This window comes from Sorangium sp. So ce124 (assembly GCF_051525235.1).
In the GTDB taxonomy this organism is placed as follows: domain Bacteria; phylum Myxococcota_A; class Polyangia; order Polyangiales; family Polyangiaceae; genus Sorangium; species Sorangium atrum.
This window is the reverse complement of the sequence record NZ_CP150312.1, coordinates 13,509,033-13,531,139: the sequence shown is the minus strand read 5'-3', so window position 1 is coordinate 13,531,139 and position 22,107 is coordinate 13,509,033. Positions and strand designations below refer to the sequence as shown.

20 protein-coding genes and 1 tRNA gene are annotated in these 22,107 nt (G+C 72.1%); 15 read left to right on the top strand and 6 right to left on the bottom strand.

Annotated elements, in window-relative coordinates:
- Nucleotides 1-51 precede the first annotated feature (51 nt).
- The gene (locus WMF19_RS50775) at nucleotides 52-492 is read right to left on the bottom strand and encodes a deoxycytidylate deaminase (protein WP_437896954.1); all 441 of its coding nucleotides are present in this window, start codon (nucleotides 490-492) and stop codon (nucleotides 52-54) included.
- A gap of 323 nt (nucleotides 493-815) precedes the next feature.
- Here WMF19_RS50775 and purD point away from each other — a divergent pair, with 323 nt between their 5' ends.
- The 4 genes from purD (at nucleotide 816) to WMF19_RS50755 (ending at nucleotide 4,500) form a co-directional block, all read left to right on the top strand.
- Nucleotides 816-2,108, top strand: a complete 1,293-nt coding sequence (gene purD, locus WMF19_RS50770) for a phosphoribosylamine--glycine ligase (RefSeq protein WP_437896953.1) — start codon at nucleotides 816-818, stop codon at nucleotides 2,106-2,108.
- A 9-nt stretch (nucleotides 2,109-2,117) separates the two neighbouring features.
- Complete coding sequence (locus WMF19_RS50765; RefSeq protein ID WP_437326615.1) at nucleotides 2,118-2,567, top strand: hypothetical protein; 450 nt, start codon at nucleotides 2,118-2,120, stop codon at nucleotides 2,565-2,567.
- 202 nt (nucleotides 2,568-2,769) lie between these two features.
- A complete protein-coding gene (locus WMF19_RS50760; protein WP_437326614.1) occupies nucleotides 2,770-3,648 on the top strand; it encodes an FHA domain-containing protein in 879 nt (292 codons plus the stop codon).
- Nucleotides 3,649-3,651: 3 nt separating this feature from the next.
- The gene (locus WMF19_RS50755; RefSeq protein ID WP_437326613.1) at nucleotides 3,652-4,500 is read left to right on the top strand and encodes an FHA domain-containing protein; all 849 of its coding nucleotides are present in this window, start codon (nucleotides 3,652-3,654) and stop codon (nucleotides 4,498-4,500) included.
- On the opposite strand, the gene WMF19_RS50750 is transcribed toward WMF19_RS50755, so the two are convergent.
- The 3 genes from WMF19_RS50750 to WMF19_RS50740 form a co-directional block, all read right to left on the bottom strand.
- Nucleotides 4,391-5,110, bottom strand: a complete 720-nt coding sequence (locus tag WMF19_RS50750; RefSeq protein ID WP_437901772.1) for a DUF721 domain-containing protein — start codon at nucleotides 5,108-5,110, stop codon at nucleotides 4,391-4,393. The genes WMF19_RS50755 and WMF19_RS50750 overlap by 110 nt on opposite strands.
- Nucleotides 5,111-5,379: 269 nt before the next feature.
- A tRNA-Leu gene (locus tag WMF19_RS50745) sits at nucleotides 5,380-5,462 on the bottom strand.
- A gap of 182 nt (nucleotides 5,463-5,644) precedes the next feature.
- The gene (locus WMF19_RS50740; RefSeq protein ID WP_437896952.1) at nucleotides 5,645-6,508 is read right to left on the bottom strand and encodes a Crp/Fnr family transcriptional regulator; all 864 of its coding nucleotides are present in this window, start codon (nucleotides 6,506-6,508) and stop codon (nucleotides 5,645-5,647) included.
- A 386-nt stretch (nucleotides 6,509-6,894) separates the two neighbouring features.
- On the opposite strand from WMF19_RS50740, the gene WMF19_RS50735 reads away from it, so the two are divergent.
- Both WMF19_RS50735 and nadE read left to right on the top strand, forming a co-directional pair.
- Nucleotides 6,895-7,881 carry a hypothetical protein gene (locus WMF19_RS50735; protein ID WP_437896951.1) on the top strand — a complete coding sequence of 329 codons (987 nt, stop codon included), beginning with the start codon at nucleotides 6,895-6,897 and terminating at the stop codon, nucleotides 7,879-7,881.
- Between the two features lie 11 nt (nucleotides 7,882-7,892).
- Nucleotides 7,893-9,812, top strand: coding sequence for an NAD(+) synthase (gene nadE, locus WMF19_RS50730; protein WP_437896950.1), 1,920 nt, complete (start codon nucleotides 7,893-7,895; stop codon nucleotides 9,810-9,812).
- A 99-nt stretch (nucleotides 9,813-9,911) separates the two neighbouring features.
- On the opposite strand, the gene add is transcribed toward nadE, so the two are convergent.
- Both add and WMF19_RS50720 read right to left on the bottom strand, forming a co-directional pair.
- The gene (add, locus tag WMF19_RS50725) at nucleotides 9,912-11,105 is read right to left on the bottom strand and encodes an adenosine deaminase (RefSeq protein WP_437896949.1); all 1,194 of its coding nucleotides are present in this window, start codon (nucleotides 11,103-11,105) and stop codon (nucleotides 9,912-9,914) included.
- A gap of 57 nt (nucleotides 11,106-11,162) precedes the next feature.
- A complete protein-coding gene (locus WMF19_RS50720; protein WP_437896948.1) occupies nucleotides 11,163-12,557 on the bottom strand; it encodes a vitamin K epoxide reductase family protein in 1,395 nt (464 codons plus the stop codon).
- Nucleotides 12,558-12,660: 103 nt separating this feature from the next.
- Between WMF19_RS50720 and rnr the strand changes: the two genes are divergently transcribed.
- From rnr to WMF19_RS50675, 9 genes are all read left to right on the top strand, one after another.
- Nucleotides 12,661-15,033: a ribonuclease R gene (gene rnr, locus WMF19_RS50715; RefSeq protein WP_437896947.1), complete on the top strand. Its 2,373-nt coding sequence runs from the start codon at nucleotides 12,661-12,663 to the stop codon at nucleotides 15,031-15,033.
- A 391-nt stretch (nucleotides 15,034-15,424) separates the two neighbouring features.
- Nucleotides 15,425-15,907, top strand: coding sequence for an MSMEG_0572/Sll0783 family nitrogen starvation response protein (locus tag WMF19_RS50710; RefSeq protein ID WP_437896946.1), 483 nt, complete (start codon nucleotides 15,425-15,427; stop codon nucleotides 15,905-15,907).
- Nucleotides 15,908-15,921: 14 nt separating this feature from the next.
- Entirely contained in the window at nucleotides 15,922-16,950 is a 1,029-nt protein-coding gene (locus tag WMF19_RS50705; protein ID WP_012241613.1) for a Nit6803 family nitrilase, read from the top strand.
- Nucleotides 16,895-18,226, top strand: a complete 1,332-nt coding sequence (locus tag WMF19_RS50700) for an MSMEG_0568 family radical SAM protein (RefSeq protein WP_437896945.1) — start codon at nucleotides 16,895-16,897, stop codon at nucleotides 18,224-18,226. Before WMF19_RS50705 ends, WMF19_RS50700 begins: the two co-directional genes overlap by 56 nt.
- The gene (locus WMF19_RS50695; RefSeq protein WP_437896944.1) at nucleotides 18,123-18,629 is read left to right on the top strand and encodes an MSMEG_0567/Sll0786 family nitrogen starvation N-acetyltransferase; all 507 of its coding nucleotides are present in this window, start codon (nucleotides 18,123-18,125) and stop codon (nucleotides 18,627-18,629) included. Before WMF19_RS50700 ends, WMF19_RS50695 begins: the two co-directional genes overlap by 104 nt.
- Nucleotides 18,629-19,654, top strand: a complete 1,026-nt coding sequence (locus tag WMF19_RS50690; RefSeq protein WP_437896943.1) for a sll0787 family AIR synthase-like protein — start codon at nucleotides 18,629-18,631, stop codon at nucleotides 19,652-19,654. The genes WMF19_RS50695 and WMF19_RS50690 overlap by 1 nt, the downstream gene beginning before the upstream one ends.
- Entirely contained in the window at nucleotides 19,651-20,847 is a 1,197-nt protein-coding gene (locus WMF19_RS50685; protein WP_437326605.1) for an MSMEG_0565 family glycosyltransferase, read from the top strand. Before WMF19_RS50690 ends, WMF19_RS50685 begins: the two co-directional genes overlap by 4 nt.
- Before the next feature lie 20 nt (nucleotides 20,848-20,867).
- Nucleotides 20,868-21,155, top strand: coding sequence for an MSMEG_0570 family nitrogen starvation response protein (locus WMF19_RS50680; RefSeq protein WP_012241608.1), 288 nt, complete (start codon nucleotides 20,868-20,870; stop codon nucleotides 21,153-21,155).
- 40 nt (nucleotides 21,156-21,195) lie between these two features.
- Nucleotides 21,196-22,107: a methylenetetrahydrofolate reductase gene (locus tag WMF19_RS50675; protein ID WP_437896942.1), complete on the top strand. Its 912-nt coding sequence runs from the start codon at nucleotides 21,196-21,198 to the stop codon at nucleotides 22,105-22,107.

Below are 22,107 nucleotides of genomic sequence, written 5' to 3'. Positions count from 1 at the left end.
GCGTCGACTGCGCGAGGGCTCGCTCAACCGAGCGCCCGCCCGCGCAACGCCTCAGGCAGGCGTCTCGCGCTGCTCCAGCGGGGCGAGCTCGATCCCGAGCTCCGTGGCGAACCGGAAGATGCGCTCGTCGCGGTAGAACTCGCCGAAGACGACGCGCGAGAGCCCCGCGTTCGCGATCATCTTGAAGCACCCCCAGCAAGGCGAGGCCGTGACGTAGACCGTCGCGCCGTCGATCCGCACCCCGTTCCGCGCGGCCTGGATGATGGCGTTGGCCTCCGCGTGGATCGTGCGCACGCAGTGGCCGTCCTCGATCAGGTGCCCCTCCTCGTCGCAGTGAGGCAGCCCCCGGATCGAGCCGTTGTACCCGGTCGCGAGGATGCTCTTGTCGCGCACGATCACCGCGCCGACGTGCTTCCGATCGCAGGTCGCCCGCGACGCGACGACCTCGGCGATGCGCATGAAGTATTCATCCCACGAAGCCCGATGCGTCATCGCTCACCTCCACGACGGGGGATCCGCGCCCGCCGCCCCCTCGACGTCCCCTCGACGTCGAGCGGCCCGCGCTCGCCGATCCCTCCAGAATGTTCAGGGATCCGCCCTCCGGTCCCCCTCGCGAAGGGCCCGGCGGCGCGCGTCCGCAGCCCCGGCTGAGCCGCGCCGCGCGCCCCGCGGGCGCTTCTATCACGACGCCGGGCGCCGCGGAGCCCCCCCGCGGGCACGGGACCGCGCGAGGCGCCTCGACAGCGAGGCCCGGCGCGTGGTAGCGCGCGGGGGTGAGCTCCGCCGCCCCCCGAAGGTCAGATCGCCGCATCCTCGTGCTCGGCTCCGGGGGGCGCGAGCACGCCCTCGCGCGTGCGTTCGCCCGATCGCCCTCGGTCGCCGAGGTGATCGTGGCGCCCGGGAACGCCGGGACCCACGCGCGAGCAGGCGCCGGCCGCGCCCCGATCCGCCGCGTCGACCTCCCGTCCCTGTCGCCCGCCGAGGCGACCCGGCTCGCCGTCCGCGAGCGCGCCGACCTGGTCGTCGTCGGCCCCGAGGCGCCGCTCTGCGCCGGCGTCGCCGACGCGCTCGCCGCCGAGGGCGTCGCCGTCTTCGGGCCGAGCCGCGAGGCCGCGCGCCTCGAGGGGTCGAAGGCGTTCCTCAAGGAGTTCGCCGCCCGCCACGGGATCCCGACCGCGCCGTTCCGGATCGTGCGCTCCTTCGACGAGGCGGCCCGCGTCATCCGCGAGCGCGGCGCGCCCATCGTCGTGAAGGCCGACGGCCTCTGCGCCGGCAAGGGCGTCGTCGTCGCGACGACCGTCGACGAGGCCCTCGCGGCCGCGAAGGACATGCTCGTGGATCGCCGCTTCGGCGACGCCGGCGCGACCGTGATCCTCGAGGACGCGATCCTGGGCGAGGAGGCCAGCGTGCACGCCATCAGCGACGGTGAGGCGATCTTCGTCCTGCCGGCGGCGCGCGATCACAAGCGCGTCGGCGAGGGCGACACCGGGCCGAACACGGGCGGCATGGGCGCGTTCGCGCCGAGCGCCCGCGTCACCCCGGCCCTGACCGCGCGCGTCGAGCGCGAGATCCTCCGGCCGACGATCGACGGCATGCGGGCGGAGGGGAGGCCCTTCCGCGGGGTGCTGTTCGCGGGCCTGATGATCACGCCCGCCGGGGATCCCATGCTGCTCGAGCACAACGTCCGCTTCGGCGATCCCGAGTGCGAGGCGCTGATGGAGCTGATCGAGGGCGACGTCGCCGAGCTCTGCGCGTCTGCCGCGGCGGGCGCGCTCGCTCCCGGGGCGGCGCGCGTCGCCCCCGGCCGCCACGCGCTCACCGTCGTCCTCGCGGCGCGCGGCTACCCCACGGCGCCGGTGACCGGCGACGTCATCCGCGGCCTCGACGCCGCGGCCTCGGTCGAGGGCGCCTTCGTGAACCACGCGGGCACGGCCGAGCGGGACGGCGCGGTCGTGACCGCGGGGGGCCGCGTGCTCGCCGTCACCGCCGCGGGCGATTCGCTCGCCGAGGCGCGGGAGCGCGCCTTCCGCGCCGCGGGCGCCATCGACTTCGACGGCAAGGTGCTCCGCCGCGACATCGGGGTGGACGGAGCGCGCGCGGCCGGGTGAGGGGGCACCATGGAGCCCATCGTCGATCTCGCCCCAGGCGCTGAGGAGAACCCGCTCGCCGCCTACCTCGGCCAGCTCATCCGCGAGCACCTCGCGCGCGACCCGAAGCGCGCCGCCGATTTCCGGGCGCTGCGCGGGTCGGTGCTCGTCGTCGCGCAGGACGCCGACACGTCCATGACGATGCGCTTCGACCACGGGCGCCTCACCATCCACGACGGCGCCATCGGCATCCCGTCCGTCACGTTCTGCGGCGACGAGTCGGCGCTCCGCCGGCTCCCCGACGTCGCGTTCCACCGCTGGCTGCGCCTCCCGAAGCTGGGGGTGCTGCACCGCCGCCAGAGCGGCCCCCTGCGCGACCTCGCGCGCCTCGTGGCCAGAGGGGAGCTCAAGATCTACGGCCTCGTCGCGCACCCAAGGCTCCTCCTTAGGCTGCTCCGGGTCCTCTCTCGCCTCCCCTGAGCCTCCCCGAGCCGGTCGTAAGGGCGCGCGACGACACGCCACGCGACGACGACAGCGACGAGGACGACTGGTGTGATACTGTAAGACGGTAACAGACGTCCCGTCCGTAGTGCACGGCCCTTCTTGTGGGCTTGCAAACCAATGCTACGCGGCCCGAAAGCTGTCTTTTGACGGCCTGTTGGGCTGTTGGTATGGCTCGATCATGGGCATCCGATTGCGCTACCTCGCCCACGATCTCGAGGTGCCGCTCGGCGAGTTCTTCATCGGACGGAGCGCGGACTGCCAGCTGTCGCTGGACGACCCGCTGGTGTCGCGCAGGCACGCGCTGCTGACCGTCGGTGAGGGCGGCGTCGCGATCGAGGATCTCGGCAGCCGCAACGGCGTGCTCATCAACGGGGCTCGGATCGCGGGGCGCCAGATCCTGTCGGACGGCGACAAGATCGCGATCGGGGGGCAGGAGATGTTCCTGCTCGGGGCCATCGAGCCGAACTCGGCGCACTCGCCCCGGAGCGCGCCGCTCTGGACGAGGCAGCAGAACGCGCGCACGGTCGACATGAGCGAGATGCCCGGGGGCGAGGACGACGGCGCGACGGCCATCGCCTCCCGGAGGTCGCTCCCCGGGCTCGTCCCGCAGCACCCCGACAAGCGCGTGCACGCGCTCAGCCTCATCGGCAGCGTCGCCGACAAGGCGCTCGCCCTGGGGCGCGTGGATGAAGCCGAGCGCATCCTCCAGCGCTCGCTCACCGACATCCTCACGAAGGCGCGGGACGGGGGCGTCGGCGCCGTGCAGCCCGAGCTTGTCGAGAAGGCAAGCATGTATGCGGCCCGCCTCGCCGCGGCGACGGGTCGCGGCTCGTGGATCAACTACATTTTCGAGCTGAATACCCGGCTCGAGCTCCTCCTCCCCGCTTACCTCGTCGATGAGCTGTATAGTGTCCTGCGCAAGGTGAAGGCCGTCGACATGTCCATTCTCCGTGGCTATGCGAAGCGGCTCCGCGAGCGCGCAGGCGAGCGTACGCCGGCGGAGCGGTTCATCCTCCAGCGTATCGAAGGGCTCGAGCGCCTCGGCGCACTGAAATAGACCATGCCTTTCCGCCTCCGGTACTTGGCGCACGATTTCGAGCTCCCTGAAGGGCCCTTCGTGATTGGCCGGAGCGGCGACTGCCAGCTCTCGCTCGACGACCCGCTGGTGTCGCGGCGCCACGCGACGCTGCAGGTGCGCAGCGACGGCGTGGCCGTGCACGATCTCGAGAGCAGGAACGGCGTGTACGTCAACGGCACGCGCATCTCCGGCCAGCGCGAGCTGACCGACGGCGATCGCATCATCATCGGCAGCCAGGAGATGCTGCTCTACGGCGGGGAGGAGTCGCGCCCCCACGACGCCTACGGGGTCGAGTTCCGGCGCGCGACGGCGACGCTCGGCGCGATGGCGCTGACCGAGATGCGCAAGATGTCGGACGACCCGACGGAGCTCACGAGCCCGACGGGAGACGGCGGGTCCAAGGGCTTCCAGTCGCTGCGCCTGCTCGCGAGCCTCGCCGACAAGGCGCTGGCGATGGGCCGCAGCGAGGAGGCCGAGCGCATCCTGCAGACGGTGCTGATCGACATCCTGAGCCGCGCGCGGACGAACGTACCGCTCGAGATGCCGGCCGCGGAGCTCGCCGCGCGCTACGCGGCTCGCCTCGCGGGCGCCACGACCAAGGGGACGTGGGTCAACTACGCGTTCGAGCTCTTCACGATCGCGCGCCGCCCGCTTCCCGGCCCCGTCGTCGACGAGCTCTACACCGTCGTCCGGCGCGTCAAGACGCTCGATATCCAGCCGCTCAGGATCTACCTCGACGACCTGCGCCGGATGGCTCCGTCGTTCGGTCCGACCGAGCGGTTCTTGATGCAGCGGATCGAGGGTCTCGAGCGCCTCGTCGCGGCGAAGTAGCGGCCGCATCGCCGCCGGGCGTCGCGGGAGCGGCGGCCTCTGGCGACACGCGCGACGCGCGCGGAGCCGGCGGCTGCGCCGCGCGGGCGGCCCCGTGTGGGGCAGGCGGCTGCGCCGCGCGGGCGGCCCCGTGCGGGGCAGGCGGCTGCGCCGCGCGTGGAGCAGGCGGCGGCACAGGTGGGGCCGGCGCGGCGGAGGGCTGGAGCGGCGGCGGCGCGTTGCGGGGGCGCGCGCCCGCCTCGGCTTCCTGCCAGCCGAGGTTCCTCGCGGCGGCCTTCGCTATCGCATCGCGCAGCTCGGTATCGGCGACCTTCCCGAGCTCTCGCCGCACCTCGACCGGGAGCGGCGCCTCCTTCGGGGTCGGGCGGACCTCCTCGCGCCACGGCGGCCGCGCGACCGGCTCCACCTTGCCGACGCGGAACCGGAGCGACTGCACCGGGAGGCCGCGCGACCGGAGCTGCGCGGTGATGGCATCGCCGAGCAGCGAGAGCTCCTGCGCCCACATCGAGCTCGCCGCGCGGACGTGGAGCACGCCGCGCTCCAGCTTGAGCGGCCGCGCGCGCGCGGCGATCCGGGACCCCACGGCCGCTTCCCAGTCGCGGAACGGCATTGGCGAGGTGTCGACCTCCGCCGGCGCCGAGAACGAAGACGCGCGCTGGATCAGCCCGCCCAGCCGTTCGATCCCACCTCCGCTCCGACGCGACATGCGCGCCGAGCGTAGCAGCCTGACAGCGCCGTGCTCCGACAGAGCGCGCCGTCCAGGCTCGCCCAGCGTCACGGACGGTCAGCCTCTAGGGGCCGCCTGGTGACCAGACGGTGGCCCGCCAACCATCCGTCCTCGGCTGCCTGGCGACGAACGATCGTGAGAGGCGCTCTCGGTACCGAAGGTGGGACTCGAACCCACAAGCCCTTGCGGACAGCGGATTTTGAATCCGCCGCGTTTGCCATTCCGCCACTTCGGCTCAGCGCTGTGATGTCAGCGAGCTCCTGGAACCGTAGATCACCGGGCACGATCCTGGCAACCGTCTCAAGGCTGAAGGCTGAAGGCTGAAGGCTGAAGGCTGAAGGCTGAAGGCTGAAGGCTGAAGGCCTGAGCGCCTGAAAGCCTGAGAGGAGCAGCGCGGCCCGCGAGCGCGGCGAGAGGTCACACCACGAAATCCAGCATCTGGAGGCGTGTCAGGTAGTCCTGGAGCGCGGCGGCGTACTCGTCGATCAGGAGATCGAGCTTCACCAACGCGCCGTGATCGTCGACCGCGTCGATGGTCCCGCTCACCGGGATCTCGCGCCCGGGCAGGACGAGCACGCCGCTCCAGTGCGCGTCCTTCGCGACGTCGCGCACACCGGCGAGGCGCAGCCAGCCGTCCGAGAGCTCGACGACGGTGACGAGGGCGCCGCTGTCCAGGCGGACCGAGCTCTTCAGCGTGTGCGCCGGCTCGACCATGTAGTGGGAGCGCCGGTTCTTCTCGATGAGCTCCTCCAGGGTCGCGCAGATGACCTTGCTCAGCGGCGTCTCCTCGCTGTCGAGCACGAGATCGAGGAGCCGCTTCATCGCCTTCTGCGTGCGGATCAGGTTCGCGCGGGTCTCCTCGAGGCGGCGCGCGTCGCGCCGGATCTTGCCGGCCACGACGTTGAGCAGGTTGTTGTAGAAGGGGTACGCGACGTCCCCGTGGTCCTCGAAGAAGTTCTGGAGCTCGGCGACGCCGATGCGCCAGATCTCCGAAGGCTGCGTCGTCACCGCCGTCGTCGTCCGCCGGAAGCCGGTCAGCGCGCCGAGCTCGCCGATGGGCGAGATGGGGCTCAGGCGGAAGCGCGTCTCGCCCGCGTCGAGCAGCGCGACCTCGCCCCGGACCAGGAGGAACAGGTGCGCCGGGGCGCTCCGGGCCTCGAAGAGCACGTGGCCGGACGGGACCTCCTGGCGCTGGAACGCCTTCATCAGATCATCGAGGTGATCCTCCGTGATTCTCTCGAACAGGGGGATCGCGTGCAGGTCGGATGGGCGGACCGCCATGGGATGACACTCCTCTTCAACATGGGTCGGGCTCGGCGTCCGCGGCGTCGCGCGGCACGGAGCCTTGCGGCGCGCACGAGCTCTGCGTGGACCGCGGGAGCGGCATCCTACTCCAGGTCCCGAGCCGAGGAAGAGGGATGGCCTCGCCGCAGCGAGGTGCGTGCGCAGGACCGCGAGCCCGCGCACCTTCTCGCATCGTCGCCGTGCAGCGCGTCGTCGCGACGCGCGTCGACGAGCGGCGAACGACGATCGAGCAATCGGGCAATCGGTCGGTGGACAGCCGGTCGATAGCCGGTCGGTCGATGGGCGCCGACGCCACGCCCGGGCGCCGAGGAGGTTTGCCCCGCTGGCAGGATCGGGTAGGTGCCGGTAACGTCGTCCGGGTGATGTCGTCCGTTCGCCAAGGGCTCCCCGCCGCGATGCGCGTCTCGCCGCTGCGCCGCTCGCTGCTGCGGCTCGTCGTCATCGGCCTCGCCCTCCTCGCCGCCTCGTGCGGCTCCGCGTCGTCCGGAGCGCCGGTCAGCGCCGAGACGCCGCCGCCGCCGAAGCCGCGCAACGCGGCCGCGATCGCGCAGTCGATCGCCGGGGGGAAGGTCTCTGTGCTCGTCTACGGCGACAGGACCCGGGGACACCCCATCATGGCGCGGCTCGCGGCGCTCGATCTGTGGGGCCCCGTGCTCGCCGGCACGGGGCTCGATCCGGAGCGGGACGTCGAGCGCGCCTTCGTCACCGCGCCGCGCGCGGACGCGGCCCACGAGGCGGTGGTCGTCGTCCAGCACAGCGTGCCGCCGGACAAGCTGGCGTCCGGCCTCGACGCGCTCCTCTCGCGCAGCCAGCCGCCAGGGACCCGGGAGACCGAGCTCGGCGTGCCGGCGGTGCGCGTGACCATCAAGGGCCACACGCGCGTCGTGGCGACCGTGGAGCCCGACTTCCTCGTTGTGTTGCCGGTCGCCCGGGCGCGCGAGGCGCGGCGCTTCCTGGGCACGGGCGGCTTCCCCGATCCGACGGGCGACGAGGCCGCGATCGCCGCGGCGATCGATCCGGCGCGGACGCTGAAGGGACCGCGAGAGGCGCCACGGGTGCCGCCCACCCTGAGATCGCTCGAGGCCACCGTGACGCTGACCAAGGACGGCGGCGCCACGGTCGCGCTCGACGGCGCGAGCGAGAGCCCTGAGCTCGCCGCCCGCGACGCGGCCTTCCTCAACGAGGAGATCGAGCGCGCGACCTCGTTCCGCATCGCCATCGTGACGGTCCGCGTCGTCGACCCGATCGTCTTCTTCGCCGAGGGGGACCGCGTGAAGTCGAACCGGCGCGTGACCCCCGGGGAGCTCGACAAGCTCTTCGGCCTGCTCAGCGCCGTGCTGCCGCGGTAGGCTGCCGCCCGATGCGACTCGTCAAGATCGGAATCGCCAACGTCAACGCGACCGTCGGCGCCGTCCGCTCGAACACCGACCGGTGCCTCTCGCTCGCCCGCGCGATGGCGCGCGACGACGTCACCCTGGCGGTCTTCCCGGAGCAGGTCATCGGCGGCTACGCGGCCGAGGACCTGGTGCAGTGGCCGGCGTTCGTCGCGAGCCAGCAGCGCGAGCTCCGCCGGTTCGCCGAGGAGACAGCGCAGCTCCGCACCGTGTTCGTCATCGGCGTGACCGTCGGCGTTGGAGGCGACCTCTTCAACGCGGGCGCCGTCGTCCACGCCGGCCGGGTGCTCGCCTTCTCCCCCAAGGAGAAGCTGCCGACCTACAACATCTTCTACGAGGCGCGGACGTTCTCGCGCGGCATGCCGTTCATGGAGCTCGACGCCGACGGCGTGCTCTGCGGCGATCGCGTCTACGCCTTCGATTTCGGGACGATCGCCGTCGAGGTGTGCGAGGACATCTGGTCGCCCGACGGCCCGATGCGGCGCCGCTGCTACGCCGGCGCCGAGATCGTCTGCAACATCTCGGCGTCGCCGTTCCGCGCCGGGGTGACGAGCACCCGGCGTGAGATGCTCGCGACCCGCGCCTCGGACAACCAGTGCACGATCGCGTACGCGAACCTGGTCGGCGGCAACGACGGGCTCGTCTTCGACGGCGGCGGGTTCATCAACCAGAACGGCCGGCCGATGCTGGAGGCGCCGCGCTTCCGCGAGGGGTTCTCCGCGGCCGTCGTCGACCTCGACCGGACCACCCGCTGCCGCCGCGAGGCGAGCACCTGGCGCAGCGATCTCGAGGAGTTCCGCCGCGCCTCCGCCCGCATGGTGCAGGTCCTCCGGATCGGCGGGGAGACCGCGGACCGCGCGCGCCTCGCCTACCCCGCCCCGCCGGCCGGCACGACGCCGTTCCTGCCTTCGGCGGCGCTGCCCGCGATCTCCGCGCGCGACGAGCTGCTCGACGATTTCTACGAGGCGCTCGCGCTCGGCGTCGCCGACTACTACCGCAAGATCGGCGCCTTCAAGAGCATCGGCCTCGCGCTCTCGGGCGGACGCGACTCGCTCCTCACGTTGCTCGTCGCCTGGCGCGCTGTGCAGCTCATCCACCCGGGCCTCGAGGGCGCGGCGCTGCGCGAGCGGATGAGGTCGTCGCTCCACGCGTTCTTCATGCCCTCCCGCTACTCCAGCGACGCCACGCACCGCGCCGCCGCGCAGATCGCCGACGATCTCGGGGTGTCGTTCGCCGTGATCCCGATCGAGGACGCGTTCCCCAGGGAGCTCGAGGCCGCCCAGGCGATGGTCGGCGAGGGCGGGCAGCTCACCGAGCTCACGAAGCAGAACGTGCAGGCGCGCATCCGCGGCGGGCGCATGTGGAACTGGGCGAACACGAGCGGCGCGCTGTTCCTGCAGACGGGGAACATGAGCGAGAAGGCGCTCGGCTACACAACGGTCGGCGGCGACCTCGAGGGGGCGTTCAGCGTCATCGCCAACCTGCCGAAGACGGTGGTCATCGCGCTGCTCGAGCGCCTCTCGCAGCGCTTCCGCTTCCAGGGCATCCAGCAGACGCTCGCCACCACCGCAGGGCCGGAGCTCGCCGAGAACCAGTCGGGCGAGGCCGAGCTCATGCCCTTCGAGGTCCTCGACGCGTGCCTCCACCTCTACGGCGCCGAGAAGCTCGCCGCCGACGAGGTCGCCAGGGCGCTCCCGAGCCTGTTCCCCGACAAGGATCCCGCCGCGCTGCGGGCCTGGGCCGAAAAGTTCGCGACGCTGTTCTCGAGATCGATCTTCAAGTGGGTGCAGTCGCCGATCGCGATCCACCTCGGCTCGCTCGATCTCGACCGCGAGCGCGCGCTGCAGCTGCCCGTGGTGCAGCGGACGGAGTGGAAGGGCGGCTGAGCCCGCCGCGACGGCGCGGCCGCCGCCGTGCGCAGCGCGATCGGCGCATCGCTCCGCGGCGCGCGGCGCATCGCACGCGGCGAATCGACGGGCAGCGCGTCAGTTGGCGGCCTTCTCGACGGAGGCCGGGGCCCCCTGCCTGCCGTCCTTCCCGTCCTTCGAGGCGAGCTCGATCCCGTCGTGGCAAGCAGCCGCGCCGGGAGCCATAGGCGCCACCGCGGGGCGGATCGAGCCGTCGGCAGAGAAGCGCTCGAGATCCTCGGTGACGCGGCGGAGATAGGCCTGCTTGATGTGGAACGGCAGGAAGGCGCTCTTGAAGCCGGCCACGATGGTCGCCTTGATCTCCTTCAGCCCGAACCCCATCTTCGTGTGGCAGTGCCAGAGCTCGTGCGACACCGTCGTGTCGGTGACGAGCCGGTTGTCGGTGTTGACGGTCACGCGCAGGCCGAGGCTCTGGTAGAGCTTGAGCGGGTGCGAGGCGAGGTCGCGGACGGCGCCGGTCTGCACGTTCGACGACGGGCAGCACTCGAGCGGGATGCGGTGATCGTTGATGTAGTGGAGGAGGTCGCCGTCCTCGCGCAGGCGACAGCCGTGGCCGATCCGGTGCGCGCCGCAGACGTGCAGCGCCTGCGCGATCGACTCGGGGCCGTACGCCTCGCCGGCGTGGATGGTGCAGTTGATGTTGTTCTGCCGCACGAGCTGGAACGCGGCCTTGTGGTGCTTCGCCGGGTGGTCGTACTCGGCGCCGGCCAGGTCGAACCCGACGACGCCGCGGCCCTTGTACGCCACCGCGAGCTCCGCCATCTCCAGCGACGACTCCGGCGAGATGTTGCGGATGCCGCAGACGATGACGTTGCTCTCGATGCCCAGCGCGTCGCGCGCCGTCCTGAGCCCGGAGAGCACGGCCTCGACCACGCTCGTGAGCCGCAGGCCGAGGCGGGTGTGCAGCATCGGCGAGTAGCGGACCTCCATGTAGCGCACGTTCTCGCGCGCGGCGTCCTCCGCGAGCTCGTAGGCGACGCGGTAGAGGGCCTCCTCGGTCTGCAGGACGCGCAGCGTGATGTCGAACGCCTTGAGGTACTCGACGAGCGAGCCGCAGTTCTGGCCCAGGTTCATCACCCGGCGCAGCTCCGCCGGCTCGTACGTCGGGAGGTTGACGTGGTGGCTGCGGGCGAGGTCGATGATCGTCTCGAGGCGCAACGAGCCGTCGAGGTGGACGTGCAGATCGGTCTTGGGTAGTTGCCGGAAGAACTCCAGGGGGAGCTTGCCGGCTAGCTCGGGGTGATCACTCATGAGCTATTCTGTCACCCGGCGACCAGCCGCGAAAGGCAGCGCGGGGCGCGACGTCGCTCACGATCGCTCTGGCGAGGACGACGAGGGGGCGGCGCCGCCCTCGTCCGCCGCGCCGCGCGAGCGATCCCTTCCGCCCACGAGCACGGCGACGGCGGCCGCGCCGAAGAGGGCGACGAAGAGCCACGGGAGCGGCAAGCTCATGTCGTCCCCGGCGGCCTCACGGCGCAGCGCATCGCGGATCCGCTCGGGGTTGTACGCCACCACGAGCCGCCGGCCGACGTAGGTCGTGGGGAGCCCGCGCGCCTCCATCCGCCCATACAGCGCGACGTCCGCGTCGATGGCGGCCTGGGTCTCGGGCGCGGCGAGGCAAGCCGCGAGCTCCGCGGCGGAGAGGCCGAGCGGCGAGAGGACGGACGCGACGCGCTCGTCCGTGAGCTTGCTCGGCGGCGCGCTGTAGAGCAGCGCCGCGGCCTGCTCGCGCTTGTCCTCGGGCGTGCAGACGTAGGCCTTCGCGGCGGGGAGCGCGCCGGGGTGGATCGGGAGCGGCACCATCTTGCGCACGTGGCGCACCCTGTCGCCGTAGGGTTCCTCGATCTTGCTCAGCTCGGGGTGCAGCCTGCGACAGAAGGGACACTCGAAGTCGGTGAAGGCCACGATCGTGATCTTGCCCGGCTCCTGCAGCGCCGCGAGCTCCGGCGGGAGCGGCGGAACGACCGGGTGGCTGCCCCAGAGGAACGGCAGGCCGACCGCGGCCGCGGCGGCCGCGCCCCACACAGTGACGCCTAGCGACCCGCCCTGAGCAGCGCGCTCGAACGCCCCGGCCGGCATGCGCCACGCCTGCCGCGCGACGAGGGCAGACGTGATCGCGGCGGCGAAGGCCGCGAGATCGACCGCGACGCACCACGCGCAGAACGCGCCGATCACGAGGCTCTGGAGCGCGAGGAGCGCCGCGGCGGCGAGGCCGCCGACGGCCGAGGCGGCCGCGATCGCGGCGTGGTGCCAGCGCGCCCGCGCGAGCAGCGAGGCGGTGAGGAGCGCCGTGAAGGCGGCGAGGCCGAGGTTCGGCAGCGGGACGCCGAGGAAGCGGCTGTACGGCGAGATCCTGACGGCGAAGCACCCCGACGTGACGCCGCAGAACGCGGGATCGCCCGCGTTCTGGTACTCGACGACGAGCGCCGCGCTCGCCGCGATGGCGACGAAGAGCGCGAGCCGGAAGAGCGTGACGAAGAACCGGACGCGCCCAGCCGGCCGCTCGCCGCTCGAGGGCAGCGACGCAGGGGCCTCGGGGCTCGCCTGAGACGCTTCCAAGGGCGCGCGCCCAGCCCGTCCGTCGCGTCCTTCACGTCCTTCACGTCGGTCACCGGCCGGACGCACCGCGAAGACGTTGCCCCTGCCGGCGAGGGCGACGAGGAGCACCAGCGCGAGGAGCAGGGCGATCGAGTTCAGCAGCATCGGTCGTTGCGGGTGCGTTGCAGGTGGAGGAGGGGTGGGTTCGAGGCATACCGGACCCGGGCGGAGACAGCCAGCGCGAGGAGACTCGTGCTAGTCGAGTTTCATGCGTTCTTCATCCCGTGGAGATCCCCCGACGGCCGCCTCCGGCGCGCGCCGCCGGGAGGCCGTGGTCGACCTGCTGTCCACGTTCAAGCGCGCCCTGCACGCGAACGAGATCGCCGAGCGCCTCGGGGTCGAGCCGAGCCGCTACGCGAAGCTGCAGCGGCTGCTCGAGGAGCTGTCGCTGGAGGGCAGCATCGTCGCGCTCCCCGGGCAGCGCTTCCGCACGAGCCAGAAGCAGGTCGAGGCGCGCGGCGCCGAGCGCGAGGGGACGCTGACCGTGCACCCGCGCGGCTTCGGCTTCGTGGCGCTCGGAGGGGCGGCCGAGGACGTCTACATCTCGCCCGAGGCGATGGGCGGCGCGCTCCACGGCGACACCGTCGTCGTGCGCATCTCGACCCGCTCGCGGCGCGGCGTGGAGGGGGAGATCGTCCGGGTCGTCAAGCGGCGCCACGCGCGCGTGGCGGGCGTGCTGCGGCGGCGTGGCAGGAGCGCGTGGCTCGAGCCGGACGACGGGCGCGTCCGCGGGCCGATCGTGATCGTGCCGCGCGAGCAGGGTGGACCGCTCGTGCCGCCCGACGCGGAGGACGGCGCCGCGGCGGTCGTGTCGATCGCCCGCTTCCCGGACCTGGCCGACGAGAACCCGGAGGGCGTGCTCGAGGCCGTGCTCGGGACGCCCGGCGACCCGAACGTCGAGGTCGCCAAGATCCTGGTGCGCGAGGGCATCGAGGAGGAGCACTCGCCGGAGGCGATCGCCGAGGCCGAGGCGTTCGGGGGCGAGGTGCCGGCCGAGGCGCTCGAGGGGCGCACGGACCTCACCCACCTGCCCATGCCGACGATCGACCCCGAGGACGCGCGCGACCACGACGACGCGGTGTGGGTGATCCGCGAGGAGGACGGCTCGTACCGCGCCTGGATCGCGATCGCCGACGTCTCGCACTACGTGCGGCCGGGCAGCGCGCTCGACCAGGCGGCGCTCGGGCGGGGCAACTCGGTCTACCTGCCCGATCGCGCGATCCCCATGCTGCCGCGGGCGCTGTCGTCGAACCTGTGCTCGCTGCTGCCGGGGGTGATCCGCCTCTGCCTGTGCGTCGAGGTCGAGCTCGACGCGACGGCGACGGTGCGGAGGGCCCGCGTCATCGAGGGGTACATCCGCTCGATCGCGAAGCTCACCTACCCCGGCGTGGCGCGCGCGCTCGGGTTCACCCCCGAGCCGCCGCGCAGCCCCGAGGCCGAGGCGCTCAGGAACGACCTTCAGGTGATGTGGGACCTCGCCCGGCTGCTCCGCGGCAGGCGGATGCGGCGGGGCGCGCTCGACCTCGACCTGCCCGAGGCGAAGGTGGTGCTCGACCCGAAGACGGGCGCGCCCGTCGACGTGCAGAAGCGAAGCCACGACCCCGGCGTCGCGAAGGCCTACCAGCTCATCGAGGAGATGATGCTCCTCGCGAACGAGACGTGCGCGCAGTTCGTCGTCGACCAGGGCATCCCCACGGTCTTCCGGTACCACGCGCCCCCGGACCAGGCGAAGCTCGAGCGCTTCGCGACGATGTGCGGAGAGCTCGGGCTCGCGTTCGACCCGGAGGACGCGGCCGACCCCAAGCGGCTGTCGGTGTTCCTGAAGAAGCTCGACGCGCACCCGCAGAAGCAGGTGCTGCACATGCTGCTGCTCCGCGCGATGAAGCAGGCGGTGTACGACGTCGCCAACGTGGGCCACTTCGGGCTGGCCTCGAGCGCGTACCTGCATTTCACCTCGCCCATCCGGCGGTACCCGGACATCACCGCGCACCGGGCCATCCGCGCCGTGCTGCGCGGCGAGCGCGTCGACAGGAGCGAGGCGGCCACCGAGCGGCTGCGCGAGGCGGCCATCACGGCGTCGGAGCGCGAGCGAAAGGCGATGGAGGTGGAGCGCGAGGTGGTCGACCTGCACCGCGCGCTCCTCATGCGCTCCCGGCTCGGCGACACCTTCGAGGGCACCGTCACGGGCATCGTCGGAGGGGGCGTCTACGTCAACATCGAGGATCCCTTCGTCGACGTGCTCGTCCGCATGGAGTCGCTCGGCCCGGATCAATACGAGATCGACGACGAGGGGCTGCGCGTCATCGGCCGCCGGTCGGGGGACCGGATCGCGATCGGCGACGCGATGCTCGTGCAGATCGAGGACGTGGCCATCCTCCGGCGCGCCGTCTATGGCCGGCGCCTCGCCGGCGAGCCGGCGTCGGACGAGACGAAGCCGCGCCGGCTGCGGCGCGACGCGGCGGACGCACGGCCCCCCCGTCGTGTCAAGATCAGCAAGAGCACCAAGCCCCTGAAGGGCATTAAGACCAGCAAGCGCACCAAGGGCGGCAAGAGCGCCAAGGCGCGAAAGAAGCAGCGGTAGCAGCCCGCCCGAGGGCTCGATTCCCTGCAGGCTTTGCCGCCCGAACGCACGAGCGCCCAGCTCCTTCCCAGCCACGCTCGCTCTCGCGGACAAGCACGAAACCTCGTCGAAATCGCCGAGACGACCCGGCGAAACAGAACGAGTCGAACCCGTCGAAGCGCACGAAGCGCACGAAGCGCACGAAGCCGACGAGGCGCTCTAGACACACGCAACGACCCAGGCAAACAGCCGACCGGGGCGCTGCGGACGTCGGCGCTAGATCCAAAGTCGCACCCCCTCCGCGCCCCTCTGCGACTGACACCCGCTCAAAAGAGGGATGGCTCCTGCATTTTCCTTGCGTCCAGAAAACCACTATGTTCTCAACTAATTCATTCTAGGAGAGAGGTAACCAATGCCCAAGCCGACGTATCCCGCTTACAACGCTGGTGACTTCCTGGTCGATTACGAGGAGAAGGTCTTCGAAGACGTCAAGGCGAAGCCGGGAGAGAAGGCGCTGGTTACCTTTCACACGGTGGCCTTCGAAGGATCGATCGGCCTCGTCAACTTGCTGACGGCGATCCGCCTGCAACGTAAGGGATTTGAGACATCCATCCTGCTCTATGGGCCGGGCGTCACGCTGGGGCTCCAGCGCGGCTTCCCCAAGCTCGGCAGCGAGGCGTTCTCCGGGCACCTCGCGGTGAACCAGCAGATCGGCCGGTTCATGGAGGAGGGCGGCAAGGTGTACGCCTGCCGGTTCGCGCTGCAGGCGCTCTACGGCCACGGCGAGCACGCGCTGATCCCGGGCATCAAGCCCATCAGCCCGCTCGACGTGCTCGACATCCAGCTGATCCACCGCCGGGACAACGCATTCATGGTCCACTCCTGGACGCTCTGATCCGAGCGCCGTCCATGGAGTTCAACCGCAAAGTCCGGGCGGCCGCGGTGCAGGCCAGTCCCGTCCTGGGGAGCCGGGACGGGACGACCGAGCGAGTCGTCGCCGCGATCGCCAGGGCCGCGAAGGAAGGCGCAGAGCTGTGCGTCTTCCCCGAGGCGTTCGTCCCGTATTACCCGTACTTCTCCTTCGTGCTCCCGCCGCCCGCCATGGGGAAGGAGCACATGCGCCTTTACGACGAGGCGGTCACCGTCCCCGGCCCGGTGACGCGGGCCGTGGCGGCCGCCGCGCGCGCGCACGGGGTGGTCGTGGTGCTCGGCGTGAACGAGCGCGATCACGGGACGCTCTACAACGCGCAGCTCGTCTTCGACAGCGACGGCTCCCTGGTGCTCCACCGGCGCAAGATCACGCCGACCTACCATGAGCGCATGATCTGGGGGCAGGGCGACGGCTCGGGGCTCAGGACCGTGGACACCGCGGCCGGGAGGCTCGGCGCGCTCGCCTGCTGGGAGCACTACAACCCGCTCGCGCGGTTCGCGCTCATCGCGCAGCACGAGCAGATCCATTGCAGCCAGTTCCCCGGCTCCCTGGTCGGGCCCATCTTCGCCGAGCAGATGGAGGTGACGATCCGCCACCACGCGCTGGAGTCGGGCTGCTTCGTTGTGAACGCCACGGCCTTCCTGACGCCGGAGCAGGTCCGGGAGGTCGCTCCGAACGAGCAGATCCAGGGCGTGCTGCGCGGCGGGTGCATGACGGCGATCGTGACGCCCGAGGGCGTGCACGCGTGCCCGCCCGTGACCGACGGCGAGGGGATGGCCGTCGCCGAGCTCGATTTCGCGCTGATCACGAAGCGAAAGCGGATGATGGATGCGGCGGGGCACTACGCCCGGCCCGACTTGCTGCGGCTTTGGATGGATACGGCGGAGCGCTCCATAACGCTCGGCGCGGGCAGCCCCAAGGCCTCCTCCCTTGCCCCTGCGGCGGTGGACCATGGATACCCAGACGCTGATCACCGAGCTCCAGTCGTTCGGCCTGAGGCTGGCTGAAGCCCCCGAGGGCGCCCCCGAGGCGGGCGCCGCGCCCCCGCCGGAGCCCGCCTCCGGCGAGGCCTCCGACGAGGGAGAAGGCCGCCGCGCGGCGTGGACCTCGCGGCGCGGCGGCGCGGGGCCGACCCAGCACGTTGCGGCGACGCTGCGCGGGGCCACGGTGATGATCCCGATCCACACCGACCAGGCGGCGGCGTCGCCGTTCGTCGCGCGGCTCGGGCGCGACGGCGCGGGGACCGTGGAGCGGGACGGCCAGGAGCTCGCGCCCATCGCCCTCGTGAAGACGCCGCGCTTCTATGCCCTCTCGACGAGGGACGGCATCCCCTACCCCAAGATCGCGCTGCTGCACGGCGCGGACGTCCTCGCCTCGACGGTGCTCCAGACGTGCATCCGGTACACGGAGCGCGAGAAGGCCTGCACGTTCTGCGCGATCGGGCAGTCGCTCGCGGCGGGGCGCACCATCGCGAAGAAGACGCCGGAGCAGCTCGGCGAGGTCGCCGAGGCGGCGGCGCGGCTCGACGGGGTGCGGCACGTGACGCTGACGACGGGCACGCCGCGGTCGGCGGATCGCGGCGCGGCGCACCTCGCCGACTGCGCGCGCGGCATCAAGGCGCGCGTCGATCTGCCGGTGCAGGCGCAGTGCGAGCCGCCCGACGATTTCGGCTGGTTCGAGCGGATGCGCGCGGCCGGCGTCGACAGCCTGGGCATGCACCTCGAGGCGGTCGAGGACGAGGTGCGCGCGGCCGCGATGCCGGGCAAGGCCGAGGTGAGCGTGGCCCGCTACTTCGAGGCGTTCGAGGCGGCCGTGCGCGTGTTCGGGCGCGGCCAGGTGTCGACGTACCTCATCGCGGGGCTCGGCGACTCGCTGGCCTCGCTGCTCGACGCGAGCGAGCGGCTCATCGCGCTGGGGGTCTATCCGTTCCTCGTCCCGCTCGTGCCCATCCCCGGGACGCCGGGGGCCGATCGCGCGCCGCCCTCGGGGGACTTCATGCGGGCGCTCTACGAGCACATCGGCCCGCTGCTCGCGCGGGCGGGGCTGCGCTCGACCGACGTGAAGGCGGGCTGCGCCCGCTGCGGCGCCTGCTCGGGGCTCTCGGGCTTCGAGGCAGAAGGCCGGCCCGCGGCGCGGCCGGAACCCGGCGCGGCATGGACACCAACCTCGGAGAGCTCCGATGACGCCACGTTACAGCTTCGAGCTTGTGCAGAGCAGGGACACGTACATCGAGTACCTCCGCTTGCGCCGGGCCATCTTCTGCGACGAGCAAGGGCTGTTTAAGACCACCGACGAGGACGACTGGGACGGCTCCGCGTTCCCCATCGCCGCCCTGGAGCACGGGGCGCCTGGGGGTCCGCGGCTCGTCGGCACCGTGCGCATCTACGAGGCGGAGCCCGGCCTCTGGTACGGCGGCCGGCTCGGCGTCGAGCGCGCCCACCGCAAGCAGGGCGTTGTCGGCCGCGGCCTCGTCCACAAGGCGGTCACCACCGCCCACGGCTGGGGGTGCCGCCGGTTCCTCGCGCTCGTTCAGGCGGCCAACGTCCCGTTCTTCGAGGGCATCCACTGGCGCTCCCTCGAGGAGCGATCGCACCGCGAGAGGCCGCACCACCTGATGGAGGCCGACCTCGACAGCTACCCGCCGAGCGACGAGCCCCGCCCGCCGCCCGGGCAGAGGTTCCGCTGATGCTGGGCGGCATCGCGGCCGAGCTGCGCGGCGCGTTCGGGATCCTCGCGAAGCGGGACGTGCAGCTCCCGGCGCGGTACCTGTCCGGCGAGCCGGGCGCGGCCGGCGCAGCGCTCGCGGCCAGCGCGGGCGATACGGCCGCCGCGGCCGGCTCCGTCGAGCTGCCCGCGGCGCTCGGCGACGACTGCGCGGCCATCCCCGACGGAGACGGCTACCTGCTGCTCGCCGCCGAGGGGATCTGGCCGGCGTTCCTCGAAGGGGACCCGCGGTTCGCCGGCTACAGCGCCGTGATGGTCAACGTCAGCGACGTCTACGCGATGGGCGGCCGCCCCATCGCCGTGGTGGACGTCGTCTGGGGGACCTCGGCCGGCGCGCTGGAGCCGGTCTGGGAGGGCATGGTCGCCGCGTCGCGCGCCTACGGCGTGCCGATCGTTGGAGGGCATACGAGCGCGCGCAGCCCCTACAACGCCCTCGCCGTGGCCATCGCGGGCCGGGCGCGGCGGCTCATCACGAGCTTCGCGGCGCGCCCCGGCGACGTGCTCGTCGCGGCGATCGACCTGCGCGGCGAGATGCACGCGGAGCACCCGTTCTGGAACGCCTCGACGGGCGCGGACCCGGCGCGGCTGCGCGGCGACCTCGAGGTCCTGCCCGCCCTCGCCGAGGCGGGCCTGTGCGACGCGGGCAAGGACATCAGCATGGGCGGCGTCGCGGGGACGCTGCTCATGCTCCTGGAGACGTCCTGCGCCGGCGCGGTGCTCGATCTGGAGGCCGTCCCCAGGCCGCGCGACGTCCCGCTCGCGCGCTGGCTGCTCGCGTTCCCGAGCTACGGCTTCCTGCTCAGCGTGCGCCCCGGGGTCGCCGGCGACGTGCTCTCGGCGTTCGCGCGGCGGGGCATCGCGAGCGCGGCGGTCGGCGCCGTCGACGGCTCGCGGCGGCTCACCCTCCAGGCCGCCGGCGAGCGGCAGACGCTCTGGGACCTCTCCGCGGAGCCGCTCACCGGGCTCGCGCGCGAGGGCGCGCGATGAGCGCCCGCGCTGCCTCCGGCGCGCCGCTCTCGGTCGCGCTCCTCACCTACTCGACCAAGCCGCGCGGCGGCGTCGTGCACACGGTCGAGCTCGCCGAGGCGCTCCACGACCTCGGCGTCTCGGTCTGCATCTACGCGCTGAACAAGGACCAGGGCGGCTTCTACCGCGCGCCGCGCTGCCCCTCGGTCCTCGTGCCCGCCGCGCCCCCGCAGGCGGGGATCGACGCGGTCGTGAAGCAGCGCATCGCGGAGTTCGAGGACGGGCTGCGCCGCCTCGGGGCGCGGCACGACGTCTGGCACTCCCAGGATTGCATCAGCGCGAACGCGCTCGCGGCCCTGCGCGCCGAGGGGCGCGTCCCGCATTTCATCCGGACGGTGCACCACCTCGACGACTACGACAGCCCGTACCTGCGCGCCTGCCAGGACCGCTCCGTGCGCGAGGCCGACGCGTGCCTCGTGGTCAGCGAGGCCTGGAGGGAGGCGCTCCGGGCCGAGCACGGCGTCGGCGCGGCGATCGTCCCGAACGGCGTGAGCCTGCGCCGCTACACGTCCACGCCCGACGAGCGGGACGCGGCGCTGCGCGCGCGCCTCGACGCCACCGGATCGCCGCTCTACGTGACCGTGGGCGGCGTCGAGCCGCGCAAGAACTCGATCGGCCTGCTCAAGGCGTTCCTGTCGGTGCGGAGGCGATTGCCCGGAGCCCAGCTCGTCATCGCCGGCGGAGAGACGCTGTTCGACTACGCGCCTTACCAGCGCGAGTTCGAGGCGATCGCGCGCGAAGGCGGTGTATGGCCCCCGCCTGCGGGCGCATCGCCGCCGCCGCTCGTCCTCGCGGGCGTGCTGCCCGACGCGCTGATCCCGCCGCTCTACCGGCTGGCCGACGCGTTCGTCTTTCCGTCCGTCCGCGAGGGGTTCGGGCTCGTCCTGCTGGAGGCGATGGCCTCCGGGGCGCCGGTGGTGAGCTCTGCGCAACCTCCCTTCACCGAGTTCCTCGCGGACGGCGAGAGCGCGCTGCTCGTCGATCCCTCGAGAACAGACGATCTCGCCGGCGCAATGGAGGCTATCCTGGACGAGGGCGTGAGGCGGCGCCTCCGCGCCGCGGGGCTCGAGACCGCGGCCCGGTACACGTGGGATCGATCGGCCCGCATCGCGGCCGGCGTGTACCGCGAGTTCCTTGGATCCCGCCGAACCTAGGGCGAGCGAGCGAGCGACATATGCCGGAGATGCGATTCGTTATCGAGTGGCCGAGCGGCGAGCAGCAGGTCTGTTACTCTCCGTCGCTCGTCGTGAAGGAGCACCTCGACGTCGGGGAGAGCTACGATCTCGACGACTTCGTGTCGCGCTGCCGGACGGCGCTCGATATCGCGAGCGAGCGGGTCTTCAAGAAGTATGGGTTCCCATGCAGCCTGGCGCGGGCCGAGGCGGCGCGCATCGCGAGCGCGGCCGCGCGGTTCCACGGCCGGAGCGGGGCCAAGGTCCGGGTCCTCAGGTTCGTCGAGTGACGGAGTCCTCAGGTTCGTCGAGTGACGGAAGGAGCAGGAGATGGTGACGAAGTCGAAGATGGAGCGCCTCCTCAGCGAGCGCCAGTTCCTCGTTTCCGCCGAGCTGACGCCCCCGCGTCACTACGATCTGGAGAAGCTGCTGAAACACGCCCGAAATATGGCGGGCTGTGTGGATGTGGTGCAGATCAACGATCACCTGCTCTCGCAGGCGCGCTGCGCCAACATGGCAGTCGGCCATTTCGTGAAGCAGGAGGGGCTCGAGCCGGTCCTCCAGTTCTCGCTCCGCCACAAGAACAAGATCGCCCTCCAGGGCGACCTCCTCGGCATGGCGGCGCTGGGGCTCTCGAACATCATCGTCCTCGGCGGCTACCCGTGCGCCATCGGCTCCGATCCCGACGCGAAGGAGGTGAGCGACGTCGACAGCTACGCGGCGATCGAGCTGACCCGCCGACTGACGCGCGAGGGGAAGCTCTTCAACGGCGACGTCGTCTCGCCGGCGCCCTACTTCCACGTCGGGACCATCGATTTCCCGTGCGCGGAGCAGGCGATCCCCGGGGCGATGGACCGGCTCGCCGCGAAGATCGACGCGGGCGCGAGCTTCATCCAGGTGCAGGCGGTGTTCGAGCTCGCGCCGATGCGCCGCTGGATGGCCGCGGTGGTCGAGCGTCGGCTGCACGAGCGGGCGCACTTCATCGCGGCGATCTTCCCGTTCGCGGGCGTGGATCGGCTGAGCTTCCTGCAGAAGGTGCCCGGCCTCGTGGTCCCCGAGCACCTGATCGAGCGCGTCCGCCAGAGCGGCGACGCGGAGGGGGAGAGCTACCGGATCACGCTGGAGCTCATCCGGGGGCTCCGCGACATCCCCGGGCTCTCGGGCATCCACATGCGGTCCATCGGCGCGGAGGACTGGGTGCCCCGGCTCGTCGACGAGGCAGGGCTCCGGCGGGCGTCGTGA